The sequence below is a fragment of the Kribbella sp. NPDC048928 genome (genome assembly GCF_043197975.1).
Classification (GTDB): domain Bacteria; phylum Actinomycetota; class Actinomycetes; order Propionibacteriales; family Kribbellaceae; genus Kribbella.
On record NZ_JBICUC010000008.1, the window covers coordinates 92,549 to 117,593 of the forward strand.

The 25,045-nt window shown below is 68.8% G+C and carries 19 protein-coding genes; 10 read left to right on the forward strand and 9 right to left on the reverse strand.

Annotation, left to right across the window (positions count from 1 at the left end; translation table 11 throughout):
- Positions 1–3 precede the first annotated feature (3 nt).
- From ACGFI6_RS31255 to ACGFI6_RS31265, 3 genes are read left to right on the forward strand one after another with little or no spacing between them, the layout of a single operon-like run.
- Positions 4–879, forward strand: a complete 876-nt coding sequence (locus tag ACGFI6_RS31255; protein ID WP_393124894.1) for an ABC transporter permease — start codon at positions 4–6, stop codon at positions 877–879.
- Positions 872–1,690, forward strand: coding sequence for an ABC transporter ATP-binding protein (locus tag ACGFI6_RS31260; RefSeq protein WP_393124896.1), 819 nt, complete (start codon positions 872–874; stop codon positions 1,688–1,690). The genes ACGFI6_RS31255 and ACGFI6_RS31260 overlap by 8 nt, the downstream gene beginning before the upstream one ends.
- Entirely contained in the window at positions 1,687–2,574 is an 888-nt protein-coding gene (locus ACGFI6_RS31265; RefSeq protein WP_393124898.1) for an ABC transporter ATP-binding protein, read from the forward strand. The genes ACGFI6_RS31260 and ACGFI6_RS31265 overlap by 4 nt, the downstream gene beginning before the upstream one ends.
- Here the strand turns inward: ACGFI6_RS31265 and ACGFI6_RS31270 are convergent.
- Positions 2,571–3,350, reverse strand: coding sequence for a class I SAM-dependent methyltransferase (locus tag ACGFI6_RS31270; protein ID WP_393124900.1), 780 nt, complete (start codon positions 3,348–3,350; stop codon positions 2,571–2,573). The two genes, ACGFI6_RS31265 and ACGFI6_RS31270, sit on opposite strands and share 4 nt — an antisense overlap.
- 41 nt (positions 3,351–3,391) lie before the next feature.
- Entirely contained in the window at positions 3,392–6,169 is a 2,778-nt protein-coding gene (locus ACGFI6_RS31275) for a BTAD domain-containing putative transcriptional regulator (protein WP_393124902.1), read from the reverse strand.
- Positions 6,170–6,308: 139 nt separating this feature from the next.
- Here ACGFI6_RS31275 and ACGFI6_RS31280 point away from each other — a divergent pair, with 139 nt between their 5' ends.
- The gene (locus tag ACGFI6_RS31280) at positions 6,309–6,929 is read left to right on the forward strand and encodes a LysE family translocator (RefSeq protein ID WP_393124904.1); all 621 of its coding nucleotides are present in this window, start codon (positions 6,309–6,311) and stop codon (positions 6,927–6,929) included.
- On the opposite strand, the gene ACGFI6_RS31285 is transcribed toward ACGFI6_RS31280, so the two are convergent.
- The gene (locus ACGFI6_RS31285) at positions 6,926–8,959 is read right to left on the reverse strand and encodes a phosphocholine-specific phospholipase C (RefSeq protein WP_393124906.1); all 2,034 of its coding nucleotides are present in this window, start codon (positions 8,957–8,959) and stop codon (positions 6,926–6,928) included. The two genes, ACGFI6_RS31280 and ACGFI6_RS31285, sit on opposite strands and share 4 nt — an antisense overlap.
- A gap of 116 nt (positions 8,960–9,075) precedes the next feature.
- Here ACGFI6_RS31285 and ACGFI6_RS31290 point away from each other — a divergent pair, with 116 nt between their 5' ends.
- Positions 9,076–9,597: a hypothetical protein gene (locus tag ACGFI6_RS31290; RefSeq protein WP_393124908.1), complete on the forward strand. Its 522-nt coding sequence runs from the start codon at positions 9,076–9,078 to the stop codon at positions 9,595–9,597.
- On the opposite strand, the gene ACGFI6_RS31295 is transcribed toward ACGFI6_RS31290, so the two are convergent.
- On the reverse strand, positions 9,562–11,586 hold the full coding sequence (locus ACGFI6_RS31295; protein WP_393124910.1) for a M6 family metalloprotease domain-containing protein: 2,025 nt from the start codon (positions 11,584–11,586) through the stop codon (positions 9,562–9,564). The two genes, ACGFI6_RS31290 and ACGFI6_RS31295, sit on opposite strands and share 36 nt — an antisense overlap.
- Before the next feature lie 246 nt (positions 11,587–11,832).
- Here ACGFI6_RS31295 and ACGFI6_RS31300 point away from each other — a divergent pair, with 246 nt between their 5' ends.
- The 3 genes from ACGFI6_RS31300 to ACGFI6_RS31310 all read left to right on the forward strand — a co-directional run bounded on the left by ACGFI6_RS31300 (position 11,833) and on the right by ACGFI6_RS31310 (position 15,651).
- On the forward strand, positions 11,833–13,191 hold the full coding sequence (locus tag ACGFI6_RS31300; RefSeq protein WP_393124912.1) for an NAD-dependent succinate-semialdehyde dehydrogenase: 1,359 nt from the start codon (positions 11,833–11,835) through the stop codon (positions 13,189–13,191).
- A gap of 83 nt (positions 13,192–13,274) precedes the next feature.
- Positions 13,275–14,729: a hypothetical protein gene (locus ACGFI6_RS31305; protein WP_393124914.1), complete on the forward strand. Its 1,455-nt coding sequence runs from the start codon at positions 13,275–13,277 to the stop codon at positions 14,727–14,729.
- 43 nt (positions 14,730–14,772) lie between these two features.
- On the forward strand, positions 14,773–15,651 hold the full coding sequence (locus tag ACGFI6_RS31310) for a hypothetical protein (RefSeq protein ID WP_393124916.1): 879 nt from the start codon (positions 14,773–14,775) through the stop codon (positions 15,649–15,651).
- On the opposite strand, the gene ACGFI6_RS31315 is transcribed toward ACGFI6_RS31310, so the two are convergent.
- Positions 15,588–16,247 carry an excalibur calcium-binding domain-containing protein gene (locus tag ACGFI6_RS31315; RefSeq protein ID WP_393124918.1) on the reverse strand — a complete coding sequence of 220 codons (660 nt, stop codon included), beginning with the start codon at positions 16,245–16,247 and terminating at the stop codon, positions 15,588–15,590. The two genes, ACGFI6_RS31310 and ACGFI6_RS31315, sit on opposite strands and share 64 nt — an antisense overlap.
- A 123-nt stretch (positions 16,248–16,370) precedes the next feature.
- On the opposite strand from ACGFI6_RS31315, the gene ACGFI6_RS31320 reads away from it, so the two are divergent.
- On the forward strand, positions 16,371–16,883 hold the full coding sequence (locus ACGFI6_RS31320) for a PaaI family thioesterase (protein ID WP_393124920.1): 513 nt from the start codon (positions 16,371–16,373) through the stop codon (positions 16,881–16,883).
- Here ACGFI6_RS31320 and ACGFI6_RS31325 read toward each other — a convergent pair.
- The 3 genes from ACGFI6_RS31325 to ACGFI6_RS31335 all read right to left on the reverse strand — a co-directional run bounded on the left by ACGFI6_RS31325 (position 16,874) and on the right by ACGFI6_RS31335 (position 23,098).
- Positions 16,874–18,136 (reverse strand): aminotransferase class I/II-fold pyridoxal phosphate-dependent enzyme, encoded by a 1,263-nt coding sequence (locus ACGFI6_RS31325; protein WP_393124922.1) that lies wholly within the window; start codon positions 18,134–18,136, stop codon positions 16,874–16,876. The genes ACGFI6_RS31320 and ACGFI6_RS31325 overlap by 10 nt on opposite strands.
- A 58-nt stretch (positions 18,137–18,194) precedes the next feature.
- Positions 18,195–20,591 (reverse strand): hypothetical protein, encoded by a 2,397-nt coding sequence (locus ACGFI6_RS31330; RefSeq protein ID WP_393124924.1) that lies wholly within the window; start codon positions 20,589–20,591, stop codon positions 18,195–18,197.
- A gap of 77 nt (positions 20,592–20,668) precedes the next feature.
- Entirely contained in the window at positions 20,669–23,098 is a 2,430-nt protein-coding gene (locus ACGFI6_RS31335) for a transglycosylase domain-containing protein (RefSeq protein WP_393124926.1), read from the reverse strand.
- Positions 23,099–23,285: 187 nt separating this feature from the next.
- Between ACGFI6_RS31335 and ACGFI6_RS31340 the strand changes: the two genes are divergently transcribed.
- A complete protein-coding gene (locus ACGFI6_RS31340; protein ID WP_393124928.1) occupies positions 23,286–23,897 on the forward strand; it encodes a hypothetical protein in 612 nt (203 codons plus the stop codon).
- A 48-nt stretch (positions 23,898–23,945) separates the two neighbouring features.
- Here ACGFI6_RS31340 and ACGFI6_RS31345 read toward each other — a convergent pair whose 3' ends face one another.
- Positions 23,946–24,983, reverse strand: a complete 1,038-nt coding sequence (locus tag ACGFI6_RS31345; protein WP_393124930.1) for a zinc-binding dehydrogenase — start codon at positions 24,981–24,983, stop codon at positions 23,946–23,948.
- Between the last annotated feature and the right edge of the window lie 62 nt (positions 24,984–25,045).

Below are 25,045 nucleotides of genomic sequence, written 5' to 3' on the forward strand. Positions count from 1 at the left end.
ACGATGAGAATCCTGACCGCGGTACTGCGGACGATCCGGAACAGCCGGCGGCTGGCGACCGGACTGATCATCCTCGGCCTGATGGTGCTGCTGGCGGTGTTCAGCCCGTTGATCGTGAAGATCATCGGCGGCGGCCAGAACCCGATCGAGCTGGCGGCGTACGAGAAGTGGCTGGTGCCCGGACCGGGGCATCTGCTCGGCACCGACCAGTTCGGCCGGGACGTGTTCGCGATGGTGGTGAAGGCGCTCGCGGTCTCGCTGCAGATCGGTGCGATCGCCGGCGTGATCTCCACGGTCGTGGGTGTGATCGTCGCCTTCGTGGCCGGCTACAAGGGCGGCTGGATCGACGGCATCCTGTCCACGTTCACCGGGATCTTGCTGGTCATCCCCACGTTCCCGTTGCTGATCGCCCTGTCGGCGTACGCGAAGAACGTCAGCCTGTTCCAGGTCGGCGTGATGATCTCGATCTTCTCCTGGCCGTTCGCGGCGAAGACGATCCGCTCCCAGGTGCTGTCGCTGCGAACGCGGCCGTACGTCGACCTGGCGCGGGTCAGCAAGGCGCGGGACCTGGAGATCATCGGGACCGAGCTGCTGCCGAACCTGCTGCCGTTCATCGGCGTCGGGTTCGCGTCCTCGGCGCTCGGCGCGATCTTCGGCCTGGTCGGCCTGGAGATCATCGGTCTCGGGCCGGGCGGCGTGATCGACCTCGGCCAGATCATCTTCAACGCGATCGGCACCGGCGCCCTGACGCTCGGGGCCTGGCCGATGTTCGTGGTTCCGATCGGCCTGCTGACCTTGCTGTTCGCCGCGCTGAACATGGTGAACATCGGCCTCGAAGAGGTCTACAACCCGCGCCTGAGGGGAGTGGCCGGTGAGTGAGTCGAAGAACGTCCTGGAAGTGAAAGGGCTCGAGGTCGCGTACTCGACCAACCGTGGCGACGTGAAGGCGGTCCGGGGCATCGACCTGGAGGTACGGCGTGGCGAGATCCTCGGGATCGCGGGCGAGTCGGGCAGTGGCAAGAGCACCCTCGCGGTCGCGCTGCTGCGGCTCCTGAAGGCGCCCGGCAGGGTGACCGGTGGATCGGCGATGTTCTACCCCGCCGGCCGCTCGCCGGTGGATCTGCTCAAGGTGCACGGGGAGGAGTTGCGGGTCCTGCGCTGGAGTTCGCTCTCGTACCTCCCGCAGGGCTCGATGAGCTCGCTGAACCCGGTGATGCGGGTGGAGGACCAGTTCAAGGACGTGATCCTGGAGCACGCGCCGCAGCGCAAGGACTCGCTCGGTGAGATGATCCCGCGGCTGCTCGAGCAGGTCGGCCTGGAGCCGCGGGTCGGCCGGATGTACCCGCACGAACTGTCCGGCGGGATGAAGCAGCGGGTGCTGATGGCGATCGCGGTCGCCCTCGAACCCGACCTGGTGATCGCGGACGAGCCGACCACCGCGCTGGACGTGACGATCCAGCGGGTGATCCTGCAGTCGCTCGCGGATCTGCGCACCGACTTCGGCGTGACGCTGGCGGTGATCTCGCACGACATGGGCGTGCACGCGCAGCTGGCCGACCGGGTCGCGGTGATGTACGAGGGACAGCTGGTCGAGGTCGGCGACGTACGGCAGGTGTTCCACGATCCGCAGGACGCCTACACCCGGCAGCTGATCGACTCGATCCCGCAGATCGGACGGAGGGCCTCGTGAAGTCGGAACTCGAACTTCGTGGCGTACAGCAACGATTCCACGCCCGTGGGGTCGCCGAGGGCTACATCACCGCGGTCGACGACGTGAGCTTCAGCCTGGCCGCGTCGCCGCCGCAGATCATCAGCCTGGTCGGCCAGAGCGGCAGCGGGAAGAGCACGATCGCCCGGAACGTGCTCGGTCTGCAGAAGCCCACGGCCGGGTCGGTGCTGTACGGCGGCAAGGACATCTTCAAGCTCAGCCGGGCCGAGTACGACGAGTACCGGCGCGACGTGCAACCGGTGTTCCAGGACCCGTACGCGATCTTCAACCCGTTCTACCGGGTGGATCGGGTGCTCTGGAAGGCGGTGAAGAAGTTCGGCCTGGCCGACTCCCGCGCGAAGGGGCTCGAGCTGATCGAGGAGTCGCTGCGCGCGGTCCGGCTGGAGCCGGAGAACGTGCTCGGGCGGTACCCGCACCAGCTGTCCGGTGGTCAGCGGCAGCGGATCATGCTGGCCCGCGTGCACATGCTGAAGCCGTCGTTCATCATCGCCGACGAGCCGGTGTCGATGCTGGACGCCCAGGTACGTAAGCACTTCCTGGACATCCTGCTCGACTTCCAGCGCGAGCACGGGATGACGACGCTGTTCATCACCCACGACCTGTCCACGGTGTACTACCTCGGCGGCGAGGTGATGGTGATCACCAAGGGCAGCATCGTCGAGCGCGGACCGGTCTCCGAGGTGATGCACGAGCCGTCGCACCCGTACACCAAGCTGCTGCTGGACTCGATCCCGCAGCCCGATCCCGACAAGCGCTGGAGCACCCGGATCGCGGTCGACGAACTGGAGCACGTCGACGACAACACCCCCGGCGACACCACCGCCCCGGAGGCGCCGGTCATCTAGTCGGGCTTGCGGCCGTTGGTGTAGCGGATCTGGTAGAACCAGGCGCGGAACCGCGGGTCGAGCATCAGTTCGCGGTAGTGGGTGATTTCGTCGGCGGTGGCGCCGGCGGCCAGCAGGAGTGGTTCGGCCTGCTGGTTGAGGTTGCGATGCAGCAGGCAACCGTCGGTGCCACCGGCAACGGTCTGGGAGAACTCCATGGCGTCGACGTCGAGGAGCCCGGCGGCCGCCATCGCGTCCGCGGTCTGGCGGGCCCAGGCCCAGCTGATGCCGCGCGCCGGGCTGACCACATCGTGCGAGAGGTGCAGCATCCGCGTCCACAGGTCGCGGTCGGCCGGCTCCGGTACGGCGACGGCCTCGAGCGGCCGCTCCGTGATGTCGCCGAGCACCAGGTGACCGCCGGGTACCAGCGCGTCGACGAGCCGGGTGAGGATCTGCCGGCGTTCGGGCAGATGCATCAGCACCAGCCGGGCGTGGATCAGGTCGAACGGTCCGTCGACTCCGAGCCCGTCACGCAGGTCGTGCCGGATCACTTGAACGCCCGGAGCGACGTCGTCCAGCTGGCTCGTGTCGAGGTCGACGGCAACCACCTCGCGGGTACGCCCGGCCAGCCAGTTCGCGATCGACCCGCTACCCGCGCCGAGCTCCAGACAGCGCATGTCGGGCCGCAGCCCAAGCCCTTGCAGGCGCCAGGTCGCCGGGCCGTCCAGCATCCGGCCGAGGTGATCGAGATGGTGATGCCCGAGCTCACTGCCGGTATCGAAGATGTACTCAGTCATTCCGCCAGTCTCTGTTCCGTTGCGTACGGGCACATCCGGGATCACCCGGATCGTGCGAGCGCCCAGGCGACCACTTCGTAGCGGTTGCCGAAACCGAGCTTGCGGCGGACGTTCTCCAGATGCGTCTCGACCGTACGGCGGGAGATGTACAGGTTGCGGGCGATGTCGTCGTTGCTCAGTCCCTGTCCGGCCAGGGTCGCGACCTCGAGTTCGCGGTCGCTCAGGGGCCGATCGCCGACCGTCGGCGGTGCGAGGGCCTCGGTGATCAGGTCTGCCTGGGACAGGTCGCGCCCTTCGGCCATCAGGCGGGTGGCTCGCCGTACGCCGGTCAGTTGGCGGAGGCGTTCGACTCCTGCGTCGCAGAAGGTTGTCATGGTGCCGGACATCCGGCCGCCCTGGCGGCCCAGGGCGGTGGCGGCGCCCGCGAGCCGGAGGGCGGCGCGGGTCCGGCCTTCGTTCGCGGCCAGGCTCATGCCGGCCCACAGCCACTCGGGATCCTCGATCAGGCCGGCTGCGGCGCTGATCTGGCCGACGACGCCGCCGAGTTGCTGCCGATGCGTCGCGACGTCACCCGCCACGGCCGCGGCGAAGGCGATGCCGAGGCGGGCGGTCACGTTCATCGCAGCGCCACCGCCGGTCAGGCTGATCTCCAGTGCGGCGCGGTAGTGCGACTCGCCCTCCTCCCAGCGGCTGTCCTCGAACAGGGTCAGGCCCAGTACGGTGAGGGCCCAGCCGAGGCCGCGTTCGTCACCTGCGCGAAGGAACATCGCGATGCTCTGCTCGCACAGTTCGGCGGCGCGGTGCGGCTCGCCGCTGGACGCGGTGACCAGTGCAAGATCGCGCAAGCTCCGTGCCGTACCGTCCTCGTCGCCGAGCTGCCGCCGGAGGACGAGACTGCGGTGGTACGCGGCGCGGGCGGCAGGGTAGTCGCGCTGCCGCCAAGCGAGTCGGCCGAGCCGGGCACACGCCGCGGCGAGCACCTTCGGCTCGGTCGGTGCGAGATCGAGGACCTCTTCGATGCGTACGCGGGCCTCGTTGACCTGACCGCGGTGCTCGGAGTAGTACCCGAGTGCGGTGGACAGCCTTAGGGCCAGATCCGTTGGTTGTTCGCGTGCCCAGCGCAGTGCGGCGAGGAGGTTCGCCTCTTCGCGTTGCAGGTCGACCACCGCGGCGGCGCGGTCCGGTCCGCGGAGGCGGATGTCGTCGCGCAGGACGACTGTGAGGTAGTGCCGGGCATGGCGTTCGCGTACGGCCGTGTTGCTCCTGTCGTCCTCGAAGACGGTGACGGCGTACTGGCGGACGGGCTCCAGGAGGCGGAACCGCCTGCGCCCGTCGGGGAGCGACTCGGTGAGTACGAGTGAATGGTCAACGAGCGCGACGAGCGCGGTGAGCGCCTCATCATGACCGGCGACCGCTTCGAGCGCTTCGAGGTCGAAGCCGTCGGTGAAGACTGCGAGCCGACCGAAGAGTTGCTGCTGCGGTGGCTGCAGAAGGCGATAGCTGGCGTCGAGTGCGGCGCGCATCGTGAGCTGATGGCCGTGCGGCGCGTGCAGGAGCGGGGTGAGGCGGTCGAGGATCTGGCGCGCGGAGAGTACGCGGCTCCAGGCGGCGGCGAGCTCGATCGCGAGCGGTAGACCGTCGAGCCGCTGGCAGATCTGATGGACCGTGTCGTCGAACGTGAAGGCGGCGTTGACCAGCCGGGCGCGATCGGTGAACAGCTCGACCGCGGTTCGGTGCGCGAGCGGGGGCAGGCGGTAGACGCGTTCGCCGGTAGCGCCGAGCGGGATCCGGCTGGTCGCCAGGATGCGTACGGACGGGTACGTCGCGAGGAGCTGTAGGGCAGCCGCTCGCGCCTCGTCGACGACGTGCTCGCAGTTGTCCAGAACGACCAGGACGTCCGCGTCCTCGGTGATCGTGGTGAGCAGTGCGCCGGGCGAGGTGGACACGAGCTCGACGTGTACGACACCGGCGGCGAACCGGGAACCGATCTGCGCCGCGGCCTCGCGACTCAGCCGGGTCTTGCCGGCGCCCGGGGGACCGGCGATCGTCACGAGCCGGGAGTCACGCAACGATCGGTCCAGCTCGGCGAGCTCCTTGTCACGGCCGAAGAAGCGCGTGAGGTCGTGGGGAGGCGGTCGCTTTGGTGTTGGAGGCTGCGCGACAAGGAGGCTGCGGTGCATCGCCTGGAGCTCCGGGGCCGGATCTGCACCGAGTTCGTCGGCGAGCTGGGTGCGGAACGCCTCGTACCGATCGAGTGCCTCGGCCGACCGGCCGGCGTCACGCAGAGCCTCGAACAGCCGCAACCACAGGGTCTCGCGCAGCGGGTAGCGCGTCGTGAGCTTCTGCAACTCGGGGATGCCTGCGTCGGGGAGCTGTTCCCAGGCGGTCAGATAGCGCTCCACCAGCGCCGGGGCCTCGTGCTCCTCGAACCAGGGCGAGAGCGCACTCCCGAACGGATCGCCACGCCACAATCCCAATGCCTGTTGGGTTTTCCCGTCGTCGAGCAGCCGATGGAAGCGCAGTACGTCGACGCTGTCCGACGGCAGGTCGAGCCGATAGCCGGTCGGCTCCGTGGCGATCGCGTCGTCGCCGAGGACCCGGCGCAGTCGGCCGACGTACGTCTGCAGGCTGCCACGGAGGCGCTGCGGCGGATCGTCGGTCCACAGCGCCGCGCCGAGCGCCGTCGGCGAAACCGTACGCCCGCAATTGAGCGCCAGCATCGCCAGCAAGGCCCGCACCTTGGCACCCGGCACGCGCAGAACCTGCCCGTCACGCCGGATCTCGAACGGGCCGAGCAGCCGAATGTCGAGATGTTCCATCTCACCCCCGAGAGATATAGCCACCTACCTTACCGATCCAACGGGTCGTCCCGGCGGCAGCAGCCGACTGACAGCGAACTGACAGCGGTCGTCCGTACCGTCCTGCGGAGAGCGGGCGAGAGCCCGGATCGGGGGGATCATGCCGAGCGGGACTACCGTCCTGACCTTTTGCCTGGCGGCTCTGGTGGTGCTTGTCGTTCCGGGGCCGTCGGTCGCCTACGTGGTCGCGTGCAGCCTGCGCCACGGCCGTACTGCCGGCCTCGCGTCGGTGCTCGGCCTGGAGCTCGGCGCACTCGTCCACGTGCTCGGAGCGGCGGCGGGCCTGGGCGCACTGCTCGCGTCGGCACCGGGGCTGTTCCAGGTGATCAGGTACGCCGGGGCCGCGTACCTGCTGGTGATGGGCATCCGCGAACTCCGGCCGCCGAACGGGGACGGCCCGCAACACCGCGCGCTGCCGGGGTGCCGGCTGCGGATGATCCGCGACGGCATCCTGATCGATCTGCTGAACCCGAAGACGATCCTGTTCTTCCTCGCGTTCCTGCCACAGTTCGTCCGGCCGGCGGAGGGGTCCGGACCGGCGCAGATCCTCGTCCTCGGCGGGTGCTTCGTCCTCCTGGCGGCCGGCTGCGACGCAACGTACGCCGTCGTAGCCGGCAGCCTCGCCACCCGCTTCCACCGCTCACCCCAGGCCCACCGCCGCCTCCAGCAAACCACCGGAGGCATCTACCTCGGCCTCGCAGGCCTGGCGGTGCTGACCTAGACGGACTTGATGGCTGGGTCGCTGACGCCTGGGGTGCCGGTTTCGACGTGGCCGGCGAAGCGGCGTTGGTAGGTCGGGTCGGTATCGGTGGTGACGGTGACGTCGTACCAGCGGGTGGTTGTGGTGACGGTGTGGGTGGTTGTGCCCCTGCGGAGGTTGAGATGCGTCGGCGTACCGCCGTACCCGTTGGTGATCGTGACCTTGCGGGATGCGTCGCTGGTCAGCGTCAGGGTGACGTTGCCGGTGCGGCTGTTCTCGCGGGCGGTGATCTCCAGTGCGGTCGCGGGCTTGCCCTTGAAGGTACGCAGGAATCCGTTCGGGCCGTGGACGGTGAGATCGGTGACGCCGCCGGAGTAGATCGGGTTCCAGCTGTCGGCGACCGTCTTGCCGGCCTCGGCGGTGTACGTCCACGGGCCGTCGGTACGGTTCGCGGACGTGATCAGGAACTGGGCGCCTGTCTGCGGACCGGAGCCGAACGTCAGCCGGTACTTGCCGTCAGCAACCGCCCCGTCGACGATCGGTGCGTAGGGCAACGGTCGGGTACGGCGCGGGCCGTGTTCCTGCGCAGGGAGTTGGCCGACCGCCGGCGGTGTCGGCACGTAGTCCGGGTGCCGTTTGTTGTCCGGCGGCTCGAACGCGCTGGTGTCCGGCAGCTTCGCCGGGCGGGTGGCCGCCGTACCGAAGTCGAACGCGGACGTCAGGTCGCCGCAGACCGCGCGACGCCACGGCGAGATGTTGGGCTCGTGGACGCCGAAGCGGGTCTCCATGAACCGGATGATCGACGTGTGGTCGAACACCTCCGAGCACGTGTAGCCGCCGGTGCTCCACGGCGACACCACGAGCATCGGCACCCGCTGCCCGAGACCGTACGGGCCGTGCGCCGCCTTCGCACCCGTGTACAGGTCGGGGCCGGCGTCGACCGTCGACAGGCCCTGGTTCGCGTCCATCGGCGGGTACGGCGGGACGACGTGGTCGAAGAACCCGTCGTTCTCGTCGTAGGTGATGAACAAGGCGGTCTTGCTCCACACCTCCGGGTTCGACGTGAGCGCATCGAGGACCTGGGAGATGTACCAGGCGCCGTAGTTGGCCGGCCAGTTCGGGTGCTCGGTGAACGCCTCCGGCGCCGCGATCCAGGAGATCTTCGGCAGCCGATCCGCCTTCACGTCCGCGGTCAGCTGGGCGAACAGGTTCTCGCCGGCCTTCGCGTTCGTCCCGGTGCGGGCCTTGTCGTACAAAGGATTCCCGGGCTGCGCGTTGCGGTAGTTGCTGAAGTACAGCAGCGAGTTGTCGCCGTAGTTCCCGCGGTATGCGTCGTCGATCCAGCCCCAGCCGTGGTCGCCGTCGAGTCCGTCGCCGATGTCCTGGTAGATCTTCCACGACACCCCGGCCTGCTCGAGGCGTTCCGGGTACGTAGCCCAGCCGTACCCGGCCTCGTCATTGCCGAGGACGGGGCCGCCGCCGGTGCCGTCGTTGCCGGTGTACCCGGTCCACATGTAGTACCGGTTCGGGTCCGTCGAGCCCATGAACGAGCAGTGGTACGCGTCGCAGACCGTGAACTTGTCGGCGAGCGCGTAGTGGAACGGGATGTCCTCACGGGTCAGGTACGCCATCGTGGTCGGCGACTTCGCCGGGATCCACTGGTCGTACCGGCCGTTGTCGTGCGCCTGATGCGCATCCGGCCAGCTGTGCGCGAGATCCTGGATGAACTGCAGCCCGAGATTGTCCGCCGCCGGCCGGAACGGCAGAATCTCCCGGCCGAGCAGGTCCTGCTGGTAGAACGTCGGCTTGCCGCTCGGCAACGCCACCGGCCGCGGGTCGCCGAACCCGCGGACCCCGTTCAGCGTGCCGAAGTAGTGGTCGAACGAGCGGTTCTCCTGCATCAGGACGACGATGTGCTCCACGTCCTGGATGTCGCCGAACCGGCGGTGCGCAGGGATCGCGGCAGCCTGCTCGATACTGTTCGCCATCGCAGCGAACGCAGCCGACGCACCGGCCAGCTGCAGAAACCTCCGACGATTGATGTCTGGCATCCAAGTCTCCTGACGTTCCGGGGCGGGTGGAGTCTGATTCACCAGCAATGCAACGGAGCGCACCCTAGTCTGAACGTTTGAACGACGGAAGATGAATTGCCGGTCTGAGGAGATTGATGGAGCGAGTCTGGTACGTCGCCTATGGATCGAATCTCGCGCTCGGGCGGTTCCGGTGTTACCTGGCCGGGGGTCGGCCGGCTGGTGGCGCCCGGGTGTATCCGGGCTGCCGGGATCGCAGCGATGCCGCGCGGATGGAGGGTGTTGAGCTGGCGGGCGGACTGGTCTTTGCGGGCGCCTCGCGGGTGTGGGGTGGCGGGTCCGCATTCTTCGACCGGGCCGCGCTGAGCCGGGTCGCGGGGCGGGCGTATCTGCTCACCCCGGATCAGCTCGGCGACGTTGCTGCGCAGGAGATGCGGCGCGATCCGGGCGGTTCGTACGCCCGGGAGGTCGCCGAGCTTGATCCGGTCGCGCCCACAGCCCCGTACCTGCGCTGGATCGCGGCCGGTCTCGTCGAGGCGCACGGCTGGTCGCTCGATCAGGTGGTCGAGTACTTGCAGGGCGCGCCGGGCGTGCAATTGGGCTGGACGCCCGGCGCGCTGTTGTCAGTGCTTGACGGCGATGCAGGTGGCGGTGGATGACTTGGTGGGGTCGCTCTCGGAGGTGGCGGTCAGAGTGATCTTGCCGAGTGGGCCGCTGCCGGCCTTGGTGTAGACGGGGACGGTGACCTGCTTGCCGGCGTCTGCCGTGGCGAGGGCGTTGGGGAGTGCCATCGGCCAGCCGTCGGACTTGGCGGACAGGCGGTAGACGTCGCCCTTGACGTACTGCGCGACGTCCTCCGGCTGTGTGGACGACGCACCGGGATTGCCCGTGTTGGTGAGGCGGAACGTGCAGGTCTGAACGCCGTTGCGGCCCGGCTTCGCGACGGCGGGCAGGAGACGTACGCCGCGCTTCTGCGGGCCGGCCCCGTCGAGGGAGCGGATCGCGACGGTGTATGACAGCACGCCCTTCGCGTCCCGGCGCACGTTGGTGATGTAGAAGTGCAGCCGGTTCGCTGAGTCGGTGTACTCGTACTCGCTACCGGACCCGGTGCCGGCGTGGAACAGCGCGTCGGACAACTGCCGGTAGTCGCCGATCGTGATCGGGACCTTCGTACCGTCCGGCAGGACGTAGTCGGTCAGGTTGATGTCCTGCGGATTGGCGTCGACGACCCACTCGAAGGGTGCACGGTCCTGGTTCTTGGTCTTCGCCAGCAGTACGCCGGCGTCGGGCGTGAACGAGTCGGTACCCATCCGGTCCACGACCTCGACCGTGTAGTTCTGGTACCCGCGGCCGTCGCAGAGCGGGTCCTTCGTGGCATCGCACGGCGTGTCGAGATCGCCCGCGCCACCGAGCTCGATGTTGATCCCGGAGAGGTCGCGCGCGCCCGGCTCGACACTGCGCGCCTTGACGTTCGCGATCACCACGCCGGAGGTCGCGAGTGCCTCGCGGGAGAGTCGCAGGACGTTCTGCTCGTCGACCATCTCGAGCTTGATCTTGTTGCGCAGCATGTGTTGCGCGCCCATCGACGCGCCGCCGGTCGCGGGAATCATCCACCGGCTGTGCGGTCCGCCCGGTCCGTTGAAGCTGCCGCGGCTGAGCATCTCCCAGATGCCTGTGTACGCGCGTCTGGGCGGCACGCCGTACGGATTGTTGTAGTTGTCGCCGATACCGAGGATGTGGCTGAACTCGTGCGCGAACACCGCCATCCCGGAGCTCTCCGCCTGCGTCGACGAGCCGCCGCCGGCGTTCGGCCAGATCGACGAGCCGGCCGCCCACGACGTCCAGTCGACGTACCGGGTGTCCGACCAGTTCGGCAGCGCCGGGTCCGGTGGACCGAAGTCGTCGGAGACGTCCTCCTTGGTCGGGAACTTCATCATCCCGAACTCCTGCCAGGTGGACGACTCGTCCTGCCCGGCGCTGAGGAAGAACACGAAGTCGTAGCCGGCCGGCACCTCGGGACCCTGGTCGGCGACCCACGCGGCCTTGCCGTCGGTCCGGATGTCGCGGTCGCAGTTGTCGCCGGCCGGGCATTCCGCGGGGCTCTGGAACTCCATGCCGTACTCGTGCGACTTGCCCGGCATCCGGTACGGGCCGAACGCGGTGAGATCGACGCCGTACCGGCCGCCCGAGTCCTCCATCCAGTATTCGTGCAGCGTGTGGCCTTGGTTCAGCGGCTCGGGCTTGTTCAGGAAGTCGTGGTAGAACGACGCGACCTGGTCCCGCGGTACGCCGTTGGCCGCGGCACTCGGATTGCCGAACGGCGTCGAGCCCTTCGGCTTGGTGACGACGAAGTCCTGGTTCGGGTAGTCGAGCAGCACGAGCGCGCCCTTGAAGGTCCGGTCGGAGCCCTGCACCGCAGGATCGGCCCAGTTCGTACCCGGCGGCTTGACGTAGTCGTCCCACGTCATGTGATCCGGGTTCTCCCAGTTCTGCGGATCGATCGGTCCCGGCAGGCCGCTGGACGCGGTCTTGGCGACCCGCAGATCCGGGCCGGACTCCTGCCAGGGCTGCTTCTGCGGCCAGTGCGGGTACTGCCACGCATTGACCGGGTCCGGGGGAGCCGAGCCACCGGGTGCCGCCAGCGCCATCGAAGGCACCGAAACCGCAGCCAGCACAGCCACCAACCGCACAACACGACGAATCTTCCGTTGCTCAGACACGGGCAGGCATCCGATCGACGAAGGGGCGGAACATCGATCCCCCGAGCATGCCTCCTGGGACCTCGCGCGACAACAGCTCCCGGCGTGCTGCCCCGAACCAGCCTGTGGACGGCAACCTGTTCGGCGTCGACTGTATACAGTATGGTGGCGGGGTTGTCTGGGAATGGAGGAATTGTGTATTCAGTCACCGACCCGGCGACGGGTGTGCTGGTGGAGGAAGTGGCCAACTCGAGTGCGGAGGAGGTGCGGGCGGCGATCGAGCGGGTGGACGGGGCCTATGCGGAGTGGCGGGGACGGTCGGTGGGGGAGCGGGCCGGGATCGTCGCGCGGGCGGCGGACCTGTTCGAGGAGCGGGCCGACGAGCTTGCGGCGGTGATGACGCTGGAGATGGGCAAGCGCGTCAACGAGGGGCTCGGCGAGGTGGGGATCGTCGTCGACATCTTTCGGTACTACGCGGAGCACGGGCCGGCGCTGCTCGCGGACGAGCCGGTGCCGATCGCGGGCGGGAAGGCGGTCATCACCAAGGGCCCGATCGGGCCGCTGCTCGGGATCATGCCGTGGAACTTCCCCTGCTACCAGGTCGCGCGGTTCGTGGCGCCGAACCTGGTGCTCGGCAACACGATCCTGCTCAAGCACGCCTCGATCTGCCCGCGGTCGGCGCGCGCGATCGAGGAGATCCTGCACGCGGCCGGCGTACCGGAAGACGTCTACGTGAACACGTTCGCGTCCAGCCGGCAGATCCCGGGGATCCTCGCCGACCCACGGATCGCCGGCGTCTCGCTGACCGGCAGTGAGCAGGCCGGGATCTCGGTCGCCGCGGAGGCCGGCAAGAACCTCAAGAAGACCGTGCTCGAACTCGGCGGCTCCGATCCGCTGATCATCCTCGACACCGCCGACATGGACGAGACCGTCAACGCCACCGCGACGGCGCGGATGCGCAACTGCGGCCAGTCCTGCAACGCACCCAAGCGGATGATCGTGCTCGCGGACCTGTACGACGAGTACGTCGACCGGCTGACCAAGCGCGTCGCCGAGTACTACGTCCCGGGCGACCCGGCGGATCCGGCGACCAAGCTCCCACCGCTCGCGTCCGCCGCGGCCGCGGACGAGGTTGCCGCCCAGGTCGCGAAGGCGGTCGAGCAAGGCGCGACCCTGCGCGCGGGCGGTCACCGCATCACCCCCGGCGCATTTCTCGAGGCCACGGTGCTCACAGACGTGACGCCCGCGATGGACGCGTACTACGAGGAGATCTTCGGCCCGGTCGTGATCGTCTTCAAGGCCGCCGACGAGGACGACGCGGTCCGGCTCGCGAACGACACCCCGTTCGGTCTGGGTGCGTCCGTGTGGGGCACCGACCCGGCCCGGAACCGCCGCGTCGCCGATCGCATCGACGCCGGCATGGTGTACCTGAACCGCGCCGGCGGCTCCCAGGCGGACCTGCCGTTCGGCGGCATCAAGCGCTCCGGCCTCGGCCGCGAACTCGGCCCGGCCGGCATCGAGGAGTTCATGAATCGCAAATCGATCCGGCTCTGATGTCAGGAACCGGCCATCGACCTGCGGGTGGCCCCGCACAGCGGCAGACTGTTGGTGACGATTCGTGACCGAGAGCGATGCCGATGAGCTATCAGCAGTACCCGCCCCCGCAAGGCCGGCCGTACGCCGGACCCGCCCCGAAGGTCCCGGACCGGCGTCCGCGCGATCCGGTTGCCGTTGCTATCGGCAACCTTTCGCTGCTCGGTCTGGGCTACTTCCTGATCCGGCGGGTGTTCCTCGGCATCGTCGGGCTGATCGGTACGACGATCCTTGTCCTCCTGCTGTGCTCCGAGCGGAAGTCCGGCTACGAGCTCGGGCTGGCCGGCTGGGCACTGCTGCAGGCCCTCCACGGCTGGTGGCTGGCCAAGCGGCACCCGTACCGGTCGACCAGTGTGCCGAAGCGTGTGGTCGCCGCGGTCGTCACGCTGGTGGTGATCGCCGGCGTCGCCTTCGAGCGGTACGACGTACGGCGGATCGACAAGGAGGCAATCGCGGCGCGCCAGGCCGGCAACTGTGCGGGTGTCCGGGCGGCGGAGGCCAAGTACAACCTCGGGCATCGCCTCGGCGATGCTCCGCGCAGCGGTCGCGTCAAGACCGACGTGTCGGCCTGCGACCGGATCGACGAGGCCGCCGAGAAGATCCGTAAGGCCCGGCCGGTGGCCGACACCGCCGGCCTGCAGGCGGGATTCGCCAGGCTGTCCGCGGTTCTGGTGGCGCCCGATCAGGTGCCGACCGTCCGAACGGTCCTGGACGAGTTCATCCACGGCCTGCCGCTGAAGGACTCCTGCCGCACCTTGGTGATCATCGACTGGCTGCGGACGCGGAAGCCGGCCGGCAACATCCTCGACGACGCGAAACAGCTCGTGCCGAAGCTCGAGCCGAACGCGCTGCTCGCCTGCGGCGACACCCAGGCGGCCAAGGCCTCCTGGCCACAGGCCCGCGCCACGTATGTCCGGCTGATCAACAGCTATCCGAAGGCCAAGCAGGCGGTCCGCGCGCGGGCCGGCGTGCAGAAGGCCGACCAGGCCATCCTGCAGGCGAAGATCAAGGCCGAGCTGGACAGGGTGCGGGAGCTGGTCACCTCCGGCGACTACTGCGCCAGTCCGGCGAAGTTCAGCCTCGCCCCGCGGCTGCGATCCGGGGTGAACCGCGCCGTGTTCGGCGGCACCGACACCTACACCGAGAAGCTGCCCTCGCAGTGGAAGGGCACCACGGCCGACAACTCGGCGCTGGTCATCTGCTCCAGCGAGGAGACGCAGGGCTCGGCGGTCCGTACCTGCCCGTACACAGCCATCATCGGTTCCAGCGGCACGCACTACGTGACGTTCCACAAGATCGCGGTCCCGGTGAAGGTGTACGAGCTGCGCACCGGCCGGCTGCTCAAGAAGACCACGATCCAGATCAGCGGCTCGGTGTGCCCGTCGACGATCTCCTACACGACGTACAACGGCGTCGGCGCTCCGGATCCGGACGAGTCCGTCAAGGAGACCGCGGCCACCATCCAGGCGGCGTACCGGCCTCTCGTGGTCCGGCCCTGAACGGCGCATACTGACTCCGCACCGGCTCGCGGAGGGACCGAGGATGAGCTACTCGATCAAGACCTACCGCTACCTGCGGATGGCGATGGTGGCGATGATCGTGCTGCTCGGCGTCGCCGTGCTGATCGAGTGGGCGAAGACCGATCCGCGCTGCCTGCAGACCTCGATCAGCGCGTACTACTACACGCCGGTCCGGGCGATCTTCGTCGGCGCGCTGATCACCATCGGCGTCTGCATGGTGGTGCTGAAGGGCAATACCGAGACCGAGGACATCCTGCTCAACGTGGCCGGCATCCTCGCCCCGGCCGTCGCGCTGGTGCCGACGCCGGGGCAGGGCCGCTGCCACTCGGTCCCGGTGGTGCTCGGCGATGCGGCGGCGAACGTCGCGAACAACATGCTGGCGCTGTTCGTGGTCGGCGTACCGTGCCTGCTGCTGACCGCGTTCTTCATCGTCCGGGACCGGCGCCGGCAGCCGGCCGGGTGGACGCCGCTGTACGTCGTCGGCCTCGGTGTCGCGGTGCTGATCTTCGGCGGCGGGCTGGCATGGTTCCTCGTCGACCGGTCCGGGTTCATCGGGCACGCGCACTACGCGGCCGCGATCGTGATGTTCGCGTGCATCGTCGTGGTCGTACTGGTGAACGCCGAGCAGTACCGGCGCAAGCACGCGGACCCGCGCTCACCCGCCAACCGGTACTCGGTGATCGCGATCGCGATGGTCGTCGTCCCGCTGCTGATGGTCGCCTGGAAGAAGCTGTTCGGCTGGGAGCATGCCGTGCTGGGGATCGAGGCCGTACTGATCCTGCTGTTCGCGGCGTTCTGGGTCAGCCAGACGGAGGAGCTGTGGAACGAGGGACTTCGTCAGGAGTTGCCGCGGTCACCGCAGGCCTCGCCGTCACCGTTGCGGTCCAGCGCCGACGAGTAGCCGGGGTCGCCGCGGTGCAGCGGCGCCTTGCCTGCCGCGCGGACCTCGGCGCAGTTCTTGTAGACGGTCGGTGTCGCCCGTACGGCAGCCTGGGACGTCGATGCTGACGGGGTCGGTTGCGTCGACGTGACGGCGCTGATCGGCGATGGTGGTGGCGGGAGCGGCGTCGGCGTGCGGACCGTCTGCCGTGTTGGTCGCTCCGTCCGGAGCGCCGGCGCGTGGGTGACCGGCGTGGTCCGTGGTGCGGTCGCCTGAGTGGTCTTGAGCGCGCTCGGTGCTGTGGTGTGCGTTGCCGGCCGTGGTGCGGTCGGCTGGAACTCCGGCGCGGTGCTCGTGGTCTGGCTGCCGCCGAACGGGTACAGCAGCAGTGTCACGATCAACGCGACCGGGACGACGACCATCGCGAGCGCGGTCATCCGGCGCGGACCGCCGTACCGTCCGATCGGCCCGCGGACCGAGTGTCCGTCTTCGTCGACCCAGAACGCCCAGCGTGCCGGTGCGGCCGGCCAGGTCGCCGGCGGATGCCACCGTCGCGGCGGTCGCCAATCCTGGTGTGGTGGTGCCGGCCACTGCGGTGGTGTGTTGAACAGCCTCACTTCGTTCCTCCCCGCACGGCAGCCTAGCGATCCTGGGCCGCGAGGGAACAGGGGCCCACGGATCGGGTTCCGGAGGTCTAAGTCTCATTGACAGACTCAGACAGGTGGTGTGAGGCTCGGTCCATGACGGAGACTCAGCAGGGAGTCCGGAGCCGGACGTTCGAATGGTCCGATCCGGCGCAGACGGCGGCGCGGCTCGGACGCTCGTCGGGGCTGGAGATGCTGCGGGCGATGCGGGACGGCGACCTGCCGGCGCCGCCGATCCTGAACCTGGTCGGCGGCACCGGGTTCGAGGTCGAGGAGGGCAAGGTCGCCGTACTGATGCCTGCGGCCGAGTTCCACTACAACCCGCTCGGCACCGTGCACGGCGGCGTCATCGCGACGTTGCTCGACACCGCCGCCGGCTGCACCGTGCACTCGACGCTGCCGGCCGGCGTCGGCTACACGTCACTCGACCTGATGACCCGCTTCATCAAGCCGGTCACGGTCGCGTCCGGGCTGCTGCGCTGCGAGGGCGGGATCATCAGCCGCGGTCGTCGTACGGCGGTCGCCGAGGCCCACCTGTACGACGAACGCGGCAAGCTCCTCGCCCACGCGACGTCGAACTGCCTGATCTTCGAACTGCCTCAGGCCTGATCGGCGAGCAGCTTCTCACTCGCCACGAGCCGCACGCAGGTCGCGAGGCCGGTGATCGCGGCCTCGACCTCGGGCAGCTCCGGGTACGTCGGGGCGATCCGGATGACCTGGTCGGTCGGGTCGTCGCCGTACGGGTGGGTGGCGCCGGCCGGGGTGATCGCGATCCCGGCCGCCTTGGCCTTCGCGACCACGGCGCGGGCGCAGCCCTCGGGCACCTCCAGGCTGACGAAGTACCCACCGGCGGGGGCGGTCCACGTCGCGAGCCCGGTGCCGCCGAGCTCGGCGGTGAGGATCTTGTCGACGGCGTCGAACTTCGGCCGGATCAGCGCGGCCAGCGTCCGCATGTGCTCGCGCAGCCCGTCGGCGTCGCGGAGGAACTGCACGTGCCGGAGCTGGTTGATCTTGTCCGGCCCGATGCTCCGCTTCACCGTGTGGCTCAGCCACCACTTGATGTTGTCCGGGGACGACCCGAAGAACGCGACACCGGCGCCGGCGAAGGTGATCTTCGAGCTCGACCCGAACACGAACGCCCGGTCCGGGTGTCCGTTCTCGGCGCAGAGCGCGAGCACGTCGGCCAGCGGTGCGGGGGAGTCCGTCAGGTGGTGCACGGCGTACGCGTTGTCCCAGAAGATCCGGAAGTCCGGCGCGGCGGTCTCCATCGCGGCCAGTCGCCGGACGGTCTCGTCGGAGTACACCGTGCCGTCCGGGTTGCTGTACTTCGGCACGCACCAGATGCCCTTGATCGCGGCGTCCTCGGCGACCAGGCGCTCGACCACGTCCATGTCCGGGCCCTCGGCGGTCATCGGCACCGGGATCATCTTGATCCCGTACCGCTCGCAGATCCCGAAGTGCCGGTCGTAGCCCGGGACCGGGCAGAGGAACGCGAGCCCCTCGACGTCGGCCCAGCGGGTCTCGGCGCCCGGCACCTTGCCGAGCAGCGCGTACACGACCGCGTCGTGCATCAGCTCGAGGCTCGAGTTCCCGGCGGCGAGCAGCTGGTCGACCGGGACCTGGAGGTCCTCGGCGAAGATCGCCCGCACCTCGGGCAGACCGTTGAGCCCGCCGTAGTTGCGCAGGTCGGTGCCGTCGGCGGCCACCGGGTCGCCGCTCAGCCCGAGCACCCCGTTCGCCGCGTCCAGCTGCTTGGGCGACGGCTTCCCGCGCGTCAGATCCAGCTTGAGCCCCTTCGCCACCAGCGTTTCGTAATCCTGGCGCGCACGCTCGGCCTGGGCAGTCAGCTCATCGACACTCACGAGGAGTCCTTTCACAAGTACTTGGTGTTGCCCCAAGCCTAATGACGCCCCGCCACCACTATTTCGGGAGGTCCATCTCCAGGGCGTAGTACCCACCTCCGGCGGGCGGTGTGTCGTAGGCGACGGCCAGCAACTTCGCACCGTCGACGACCGCCGAAACCATGCCCTGCCGCCCCGGACCCCGCACCCGATCGCCCGGTATCGGAACCGGCTTCCAGGTGTGGCCGTCGGCGCTGAACCACGCGGCCGCGTCGACGTCCTCGTCGCCGGTCTGCCCGAGCGCGAGGATCCCGTTCGGAACGGTCACAAGGCTCCAGGTCGACGCATGAATCGGTACGGCGATGTGGGCCGCGCTCCAGGTCAGCCCGCCGTTCTTGGAGGTCCAGCTGACCCAACCGCCTTCGCCGTCCCCGTCCGTCCGCTCGTACTGCCCGACGGCGACGAGGGTGTTCCCGGTGCGTCCCAGCGTGGAGACACTGGCCGAGTGCATGCCCTTCGCGAGCGGGAGTTTCACGACGGTCTTCCAGTCGCTCCCGTTCGGTGAGAGCCAGACCGCCGGCGAGCCGTCACCGCGATCGCCGCCGGCCACGAACCGGGAGCCGACCGCGAGCACCGTGGTCATCCAGGCTGCGTCCGAGGTCGCGCTGCGCAGGTTCGCCGCCCGGGTCCTCCGGGTGTCACTCGCCGGGTCCGCCGGAAGCACCTTGCCGCCGACACCCTCGACCCAGGTCTTGCCGTCCTTCGAGAAGGCCGACCAGGCGTCGTAATGAGCGTCACCGTCGTGACGCTGGCCCACGACGACGATTCCGCCCGGTCCCGCGGCGACCGCCTGTGCATCGGGTCCGCCGTACGGAGATCGGGCGCCGACACCCAGTACCGGGGAGTCCGGCTCGGACCACTGCCCGTTTTTCGCCCGGATCCACACCGCGGCCCGCGACCCGAACGGCACGTCCTTCTGACCGACGGCCACGACCCGGCCGTCGGGTGCCGCCGTCGAGTCGGCCACCTCGGCCTGCACGCCGTTCTTCCGGCCGGGCAGCGTGGTCGCCTGCCAGTCCGCGCCGGAGCGCGTCCAGGCGCTTGGTGCACTGGACACATCGCCGACGGCGACTACTGCGTCACCCGCGCGCACGAGTGTTTGGACGTACGAGGACGCGCGGCCGGCGGAGGCGTCAGCGGGGAGCGTGACCGGTGTAACGCGCGATTCGGAGTAGCGCCAGACGGCCGGCTCGGTGGAACCGGTGCGGTCGTTCGTACCGACCATCACCACGTCGTTGCCGACAGCAACGGAGTCGAGGATCCGCTGGTCGCCGCGGGCGTGCTGGCTGTCCGCGTCGGTGGCGTCCGCGAACTGTGCCCAGGTAGGTCCGACGGCTACCGACGCGTCGACCGTCGCCGAGGTCACGTCGGTCGTCGCGACCCAGTCCTCGCCGGCCTTCACCAGGCTGGTCGGGCTGTCGTCGAACGCCGAGCCGAGGGTCCATGGAGTCGCGGCGACCTGCCAGGACGCGCCGGTCGCGCCGCCCTCGACCACAACGCCGTCCCAGGATCCCTTGACCTCGTCGAACCCATTGCCCTGGGCCAGAGCGACGAACTTGCCGTCGCCGACGGCCAGCGCATTGTTGTAGACCCGGTAGTCGGTCGCGAGGTCGCCGCGCACCGCAGCGGCACGGAACTTGCGGCCGCCGTCGATGGAGTACCAGTACTGCAGGCGGTTGCTCTGCTTCGGGTTCGAGGGTGTGGACAGCTCGCCGCTGATCACGACCGTCTTGCCGGAGGCAACAATCGCCGAGACGGACGGTTCGCCGGCCGCGGTCGGCGAGAGCCCGATGGGCGGGCCGTCGGTACGAGTCCATTTCGCACCGTCGGCGGATCGCCAGTAGACGAGTCGCCCGGTGCCGCGGCTGTTGCTGCCGGCGATCGCGAATCCGTCGGCGGTCGCGGTGATCGCACTCAGATAGTCGGAGTCGAGGAACACCTTCTTGTCCCTCGCGAGCCGCTGCCACTTCGTACCGTCGGCACTGTGCCAGAGCACCCTTCCCGAGAGACCGTCGCCGATGGCAACGAACCCGGCCGGCCCGGCGGCCAGATCGGTCACGGCTTCGGAGGTCGAGGACCGCTCGATCGACTCCTTCTCCAGGGCCCGGCGGGTCCAGGTCCGGCCGGCGTCGTCACTGGTCAGGAACAGCGCCCGGCCGAGGTTGTCGGACTGGTCGACGCCGGCGGCAACGACTCGGTGGCCCCTGGCGGCGACCGCATGCAGACTCTGGTCCGTCCGGTCGCCGACCGGAGCGCCCTTCTCCGCGGCCTGAGGCGTGCTCGGAGCCTTGAAGTCGACCGGCCGCGCGACGGGTCGATCGGTGGTGAGCTGACCCGTGCCCGGCGAGGAGGACGTACAGCCGGACAGGAGTACGGCCGAACAGAGGAGAGTGACGCGGAGCCCCAGACGCTTCATGTCCGGAAGTCTAGGGAGCCGCGACGCGTCCGTGGGGTGTCGAGATCGAACCTGTGGATAACCTCAACGGGCAGGTGTTACCGGCGTCTGCATTTCGGGAAGTTCGGATCGGTTGGTGGGCAGGTGGGGAAGTTCGGCGGGGGCTTGATGGTTGCCGGGGGCGGGATCACCGGTGGGGTCACCGGGGGAGGGGTGACCGGAGGCGGCGTGGTGGGCTTGGCCTTGCTGCCGTTGGAGATGTACAGCAGAACCGTTGCGCCGGCCGGTGCGCCGTCCTCCTGGCGCGGGTTGGTCCACGCGACCGTACCGTCGGGGGCGTCGGAGTCGACCCGGTCGCCGTGGTCCATCTGCGCCTTGAAGCCCATCGAGATCAGCTTGGCAGCCGCGTCCGCGGGCGTCATGCCCTTCAGGTACGGCAGGTCCTTCACGTTGCCGCGGATGATCTTGTCGTCGGCCTTCACGAACTTGGTCGACGGCTTGCCCTGCAACGCCAACTGCATCGCGGACTCCCAGATCGGGCCCGCGGTGCCGGAACCGGAAGCGTCCTTGAGCGTCTTGCCGTCGAACGTCTGGTTGATCATGTTCTCTGCGGGCGGGTCGGCGTCGGCGACGACGGCGGCGGCGGCGAGACCTGTCGAGTAACCGGCGAACCAAACCGCCTTGTTCTCGTCGGTGGTACCGGTCTTGCCGGCTAGGTCGCTCTTGCCGAACTTCAGCTTCGCACCGGTGCCGCCCTTGGCCATCACCTGCTGCAGCACGTAGTTGACGCCGTCCGCGACGCCCGGGGACAGCACGCGGTGACACTTCGGACCGGGAGTCGGGATTGACTTGCCGGTCTTCAGCGACTTGACGGACGTGATCACCACCGGGCTGCAGTACATGCCGCGGGCGGCGAACGTCGCGTACGCGTTGGACAGCATCATCGGCGTCACCAGACCGGCCGAACCGAGCGTGTACGACACGACCTGCTTCAGCGGCTTCAGCTGCTGGGTGTCGTACATGCCGAGCTGGCCGGCGATGGTCGCGATCGGGCAGAGGCCGATCTGCTGCGAGAGCTGCAGGAAGTAGGTGTTGGTCGAGGCCCGGGCCGCGTCCACCATCGACGGGTCGAGGACCGTGTGCGTCGAGTTCTTCGGGACGTAGTTGTCGGCCGAGGTCGGGCCCTTGCAGGTCTCGAAGGTCTTGCCGCTGAGGTCGATGGTCTGCGGCGACCGGATCCGGTACGTCGTCGGCACGCCCTTCGCGATCGCCGCGGCGATCGTGAACGCCTTCATCGTCGACCCGTTCTGGAAGCCGCCGAAACCACCGGGGTAGGACTTCTCGACGTTGAAGTTGTACGCCGTCTGCCCCTTCTTCGCGCCGTACGGACGGCTCTGCGCCATCGCCTTCACCAGGCCGGTGCCGGGCTCTACCAGCGTGACGGCAGAGACCACGTCGTCGGTGGGCTTCGAGTGTTGCTTGATCGACGTCTCGGCGGCCGCCTGCACCTTCTGGTCGAGCGAGGTCCTGATCACCAGGCCGGCAGTCTCGATGTAGTTCTCGCGTTCCTCGGTCGTCTTGCCGAAGGCGTTGTTGGCCTTCAGCCTCGACACGACGTACTCGCAGTAGAACGGGTACCTCGAGTTCGCGCAGCCGCTCGGGATCACCTTGACCTTGGCGGGATTCAGAACCGGCGTCTTCAGCGCGTCCTGCGCCTGCTTGGCGGTGATGACGTTCAGCTCCTGCATCCGGCGCAGGACGACGTCGCGGCGGGCCTTGGCGCGCTTCGGGTTGTCGATCGGGTCGTAGCCGGTCGGGTTCTTCACCAGGCCGGCCAGCATCGCGGCCTGCGGGAGCGTCAGCTTGCTGGCGTGCACACCGAAGTAGTGCTGGGCCGCGGCGTCGACGCCGTACGAACGGTCGCCGAAGAAGGCCAGGTTCAGGTAGCGGTTCAGGATCTCCGTCTTCGGGAGCTCCTTCTCGACCGCGATCGCGTAGCGCAGTTCGGCGATCTTCCGCTCGTACGTCTCGGCGGTCGCTTCCTTGACCTCTTCGGGCGTCCGGGCCTTGTTGATCAGGCTCAGCTTCACGTACTGCTGGGTGATGCTCGAGCCGCCCTGCTGGACGCCGCCGGAGGACTGATTGCGCAGCAGCGCGCGGAGCGTGCCCTTGAAGTCCAGCGCGCCGTGCTCGTAGAAGCGGTCGTCCTCGATCGCGACGATCGCCTTCAGCATCATCGGGCTGATCTGCTTGATCGTCACCGGCGTGCGGTTCTGCTGGTACAGCGTGGCGATGGTGTGGCCGTCGGTGTCCTGGATGATCGTCTTCTGCGCCAGGGGCGCGGTCTCCAGGTCCTGGGGCAGGTACTGGACCGTCTCGTGCGCCTTCGCCGTGGTGACACCGGCCAGCCCGGCGAACGGGAGCGCGAGCCCCGCGGCGAGGGCGCCGGCCACCGCGCTGGTCACCAGGAACACGAACACCGACCAGACGACATTCGGTCGTTTGGCCCGTCGCTCGCCTCTGTGCATGGTTGGGCAGATTACGTCAGGAGAGAGCTTTCCGGGAGTCTCCTCGTTACAGAATTTACACATTGACTCATCGATCTCACCCTCGGTAACCGACGCTTCACAACCCGACGATCATCGCACCCCCCAACCAACACCCCGCACCGGGCGTCTCATCAGCAGGGGAAACACCGGAGCAAGGGGGAGCGAGATGAAGCGCTGGGGAGTTGGTCTCGCGGTCGTGGCGGCCGCCGGGCTGGTGTTGTCAGGGGCGCTGCCGGCGGACGCCGCCGTCGACAGTTCGGCCAAGTACGTCGCGGTTGGTACCGCGAGCACTGCACAGTCGTCGCCGGCGTTCGCGCGACGGTACTTCAGTTGTTACCCGGACTACGGCTGTTCCGCGTCGGCGGTGCTGCCGAAGTCCTGGCGCGCGATCCGGCTGGCCACGTTCGAGTACCGGTTCGCGGACCGTACGGCGCCGCGGATGATCCGGGTCCGGGTGAACCTGCGCGGCCTGAGCCCGGCCGCCGCCGCGAAGCACAAGCAGGCTGCTCTCAAAGGCACCCGCGGACTGAAGATCCTGAGCCGGAAGACGACCACCACGATGAAGTCGGCGAACGGCCAAGGCCCGCTCACCGTCACGACGCTGGTCTACACCTACCGGAGCGGTTCGACGACCCGTTGGGTCGCCACCCGGTACGTCGCCCAGTGGGGGATGTCCGAGGCGAACGTGGAGCTGACTGTCGGCGGGCGTTCGAAGGACCGGGCCGTCCTGACCAAGGTCCTCGACAAGGCGACCACCACGATCGCCCTCGCGGGTTGAGGAACCGCGGCTACCGGGCCACCCACCCCGCCCGGTAGCCGCATCGCGTCACGAGGCGATCAGGACCTTCAGGGCGGTCCGCTCGTCCATCGCGCGGTAGCCGCCCGGTGCGTCGTCGAGCGCGATCGTACGGTCGAAGACCTTGCCAGGGTTGACGGTTCCGTCGAGGACGGCAGGAAGCAGGCGCTCGATGTACGCGCGCGCCGGCGCCGGCCCGCCGGTGAGGGTGATGTTCGGCAGGAAGAGCGTGCCGAAGCCGATCGGCGCCTCGTCGTACTGCGGTACGCCGACGCGGCTGATCACCCCGCCCGGACGAACCACACCGAGCGCCTGTTCGTACGCCGGCAGATGGCCGACCGCCTCGAGTACGACATGCGTACCGTCGCCGCCCGTGAGTTCGCGGACCTTCGCGATGCCCTCGGGGCCGCGCTCCGCCACCACCTCAGTCGCACCGAACTCCACTCCGAGATCAGTACGGTCCTTGTGCCGGCCCATCAGAATGATGCGCTCGGCACCGAACTGCTTCGCCGCGAGGACGGCGAGCAGGCCGACGGCCCCGTCGCCGATCACCGTGACCGTGGTCCGCGCGGACACGCCGCCCTTGAGCGCCGCGTGGTACCCGGTGCCGTACACGTCCGACAGCGTGAGCAACGAGGGCAGCAGTGCGGGATCCGCACCGCCTTCCACCTTGACCAGCGTGCCGTCCGCCTGCGGTACGCGCACCGCCTCCGCCTGGCATCCGCCGACGCCGTTCGCGTTCCAGAACCCGCCGTGCCGGCAGGATGTCTGCACATCCTCCCGGCAGAAATCGCAGGTTCCGTCCGACCAGGCGAACGGTGCGATCACGAAGTCGCCCTTCCGGAGCGTGCGGACCTCGCGGCCGACGTCCTCCACGACGCCGATGAACTCGTGTCCCATGGTCTTGCCGCCGGGCGTCGCCGGCAGGTTGTGGTACGGGTGCAGGTCGCTGCCGCAGATACAGGAGCGGACCACTCGTACCACGGCGTCTGTTGGTTGCTGGAGCACCGGATCTGGTACGTCGATGACGCGGACATCTCCGGGGCCGTACATGTAAGTCGCTCGCATGACTCCAGTGAAGGGTCTGGCGGCCCGGCGTGGCAGTGCCTGTCGTTCCAGGTAACGCCAGT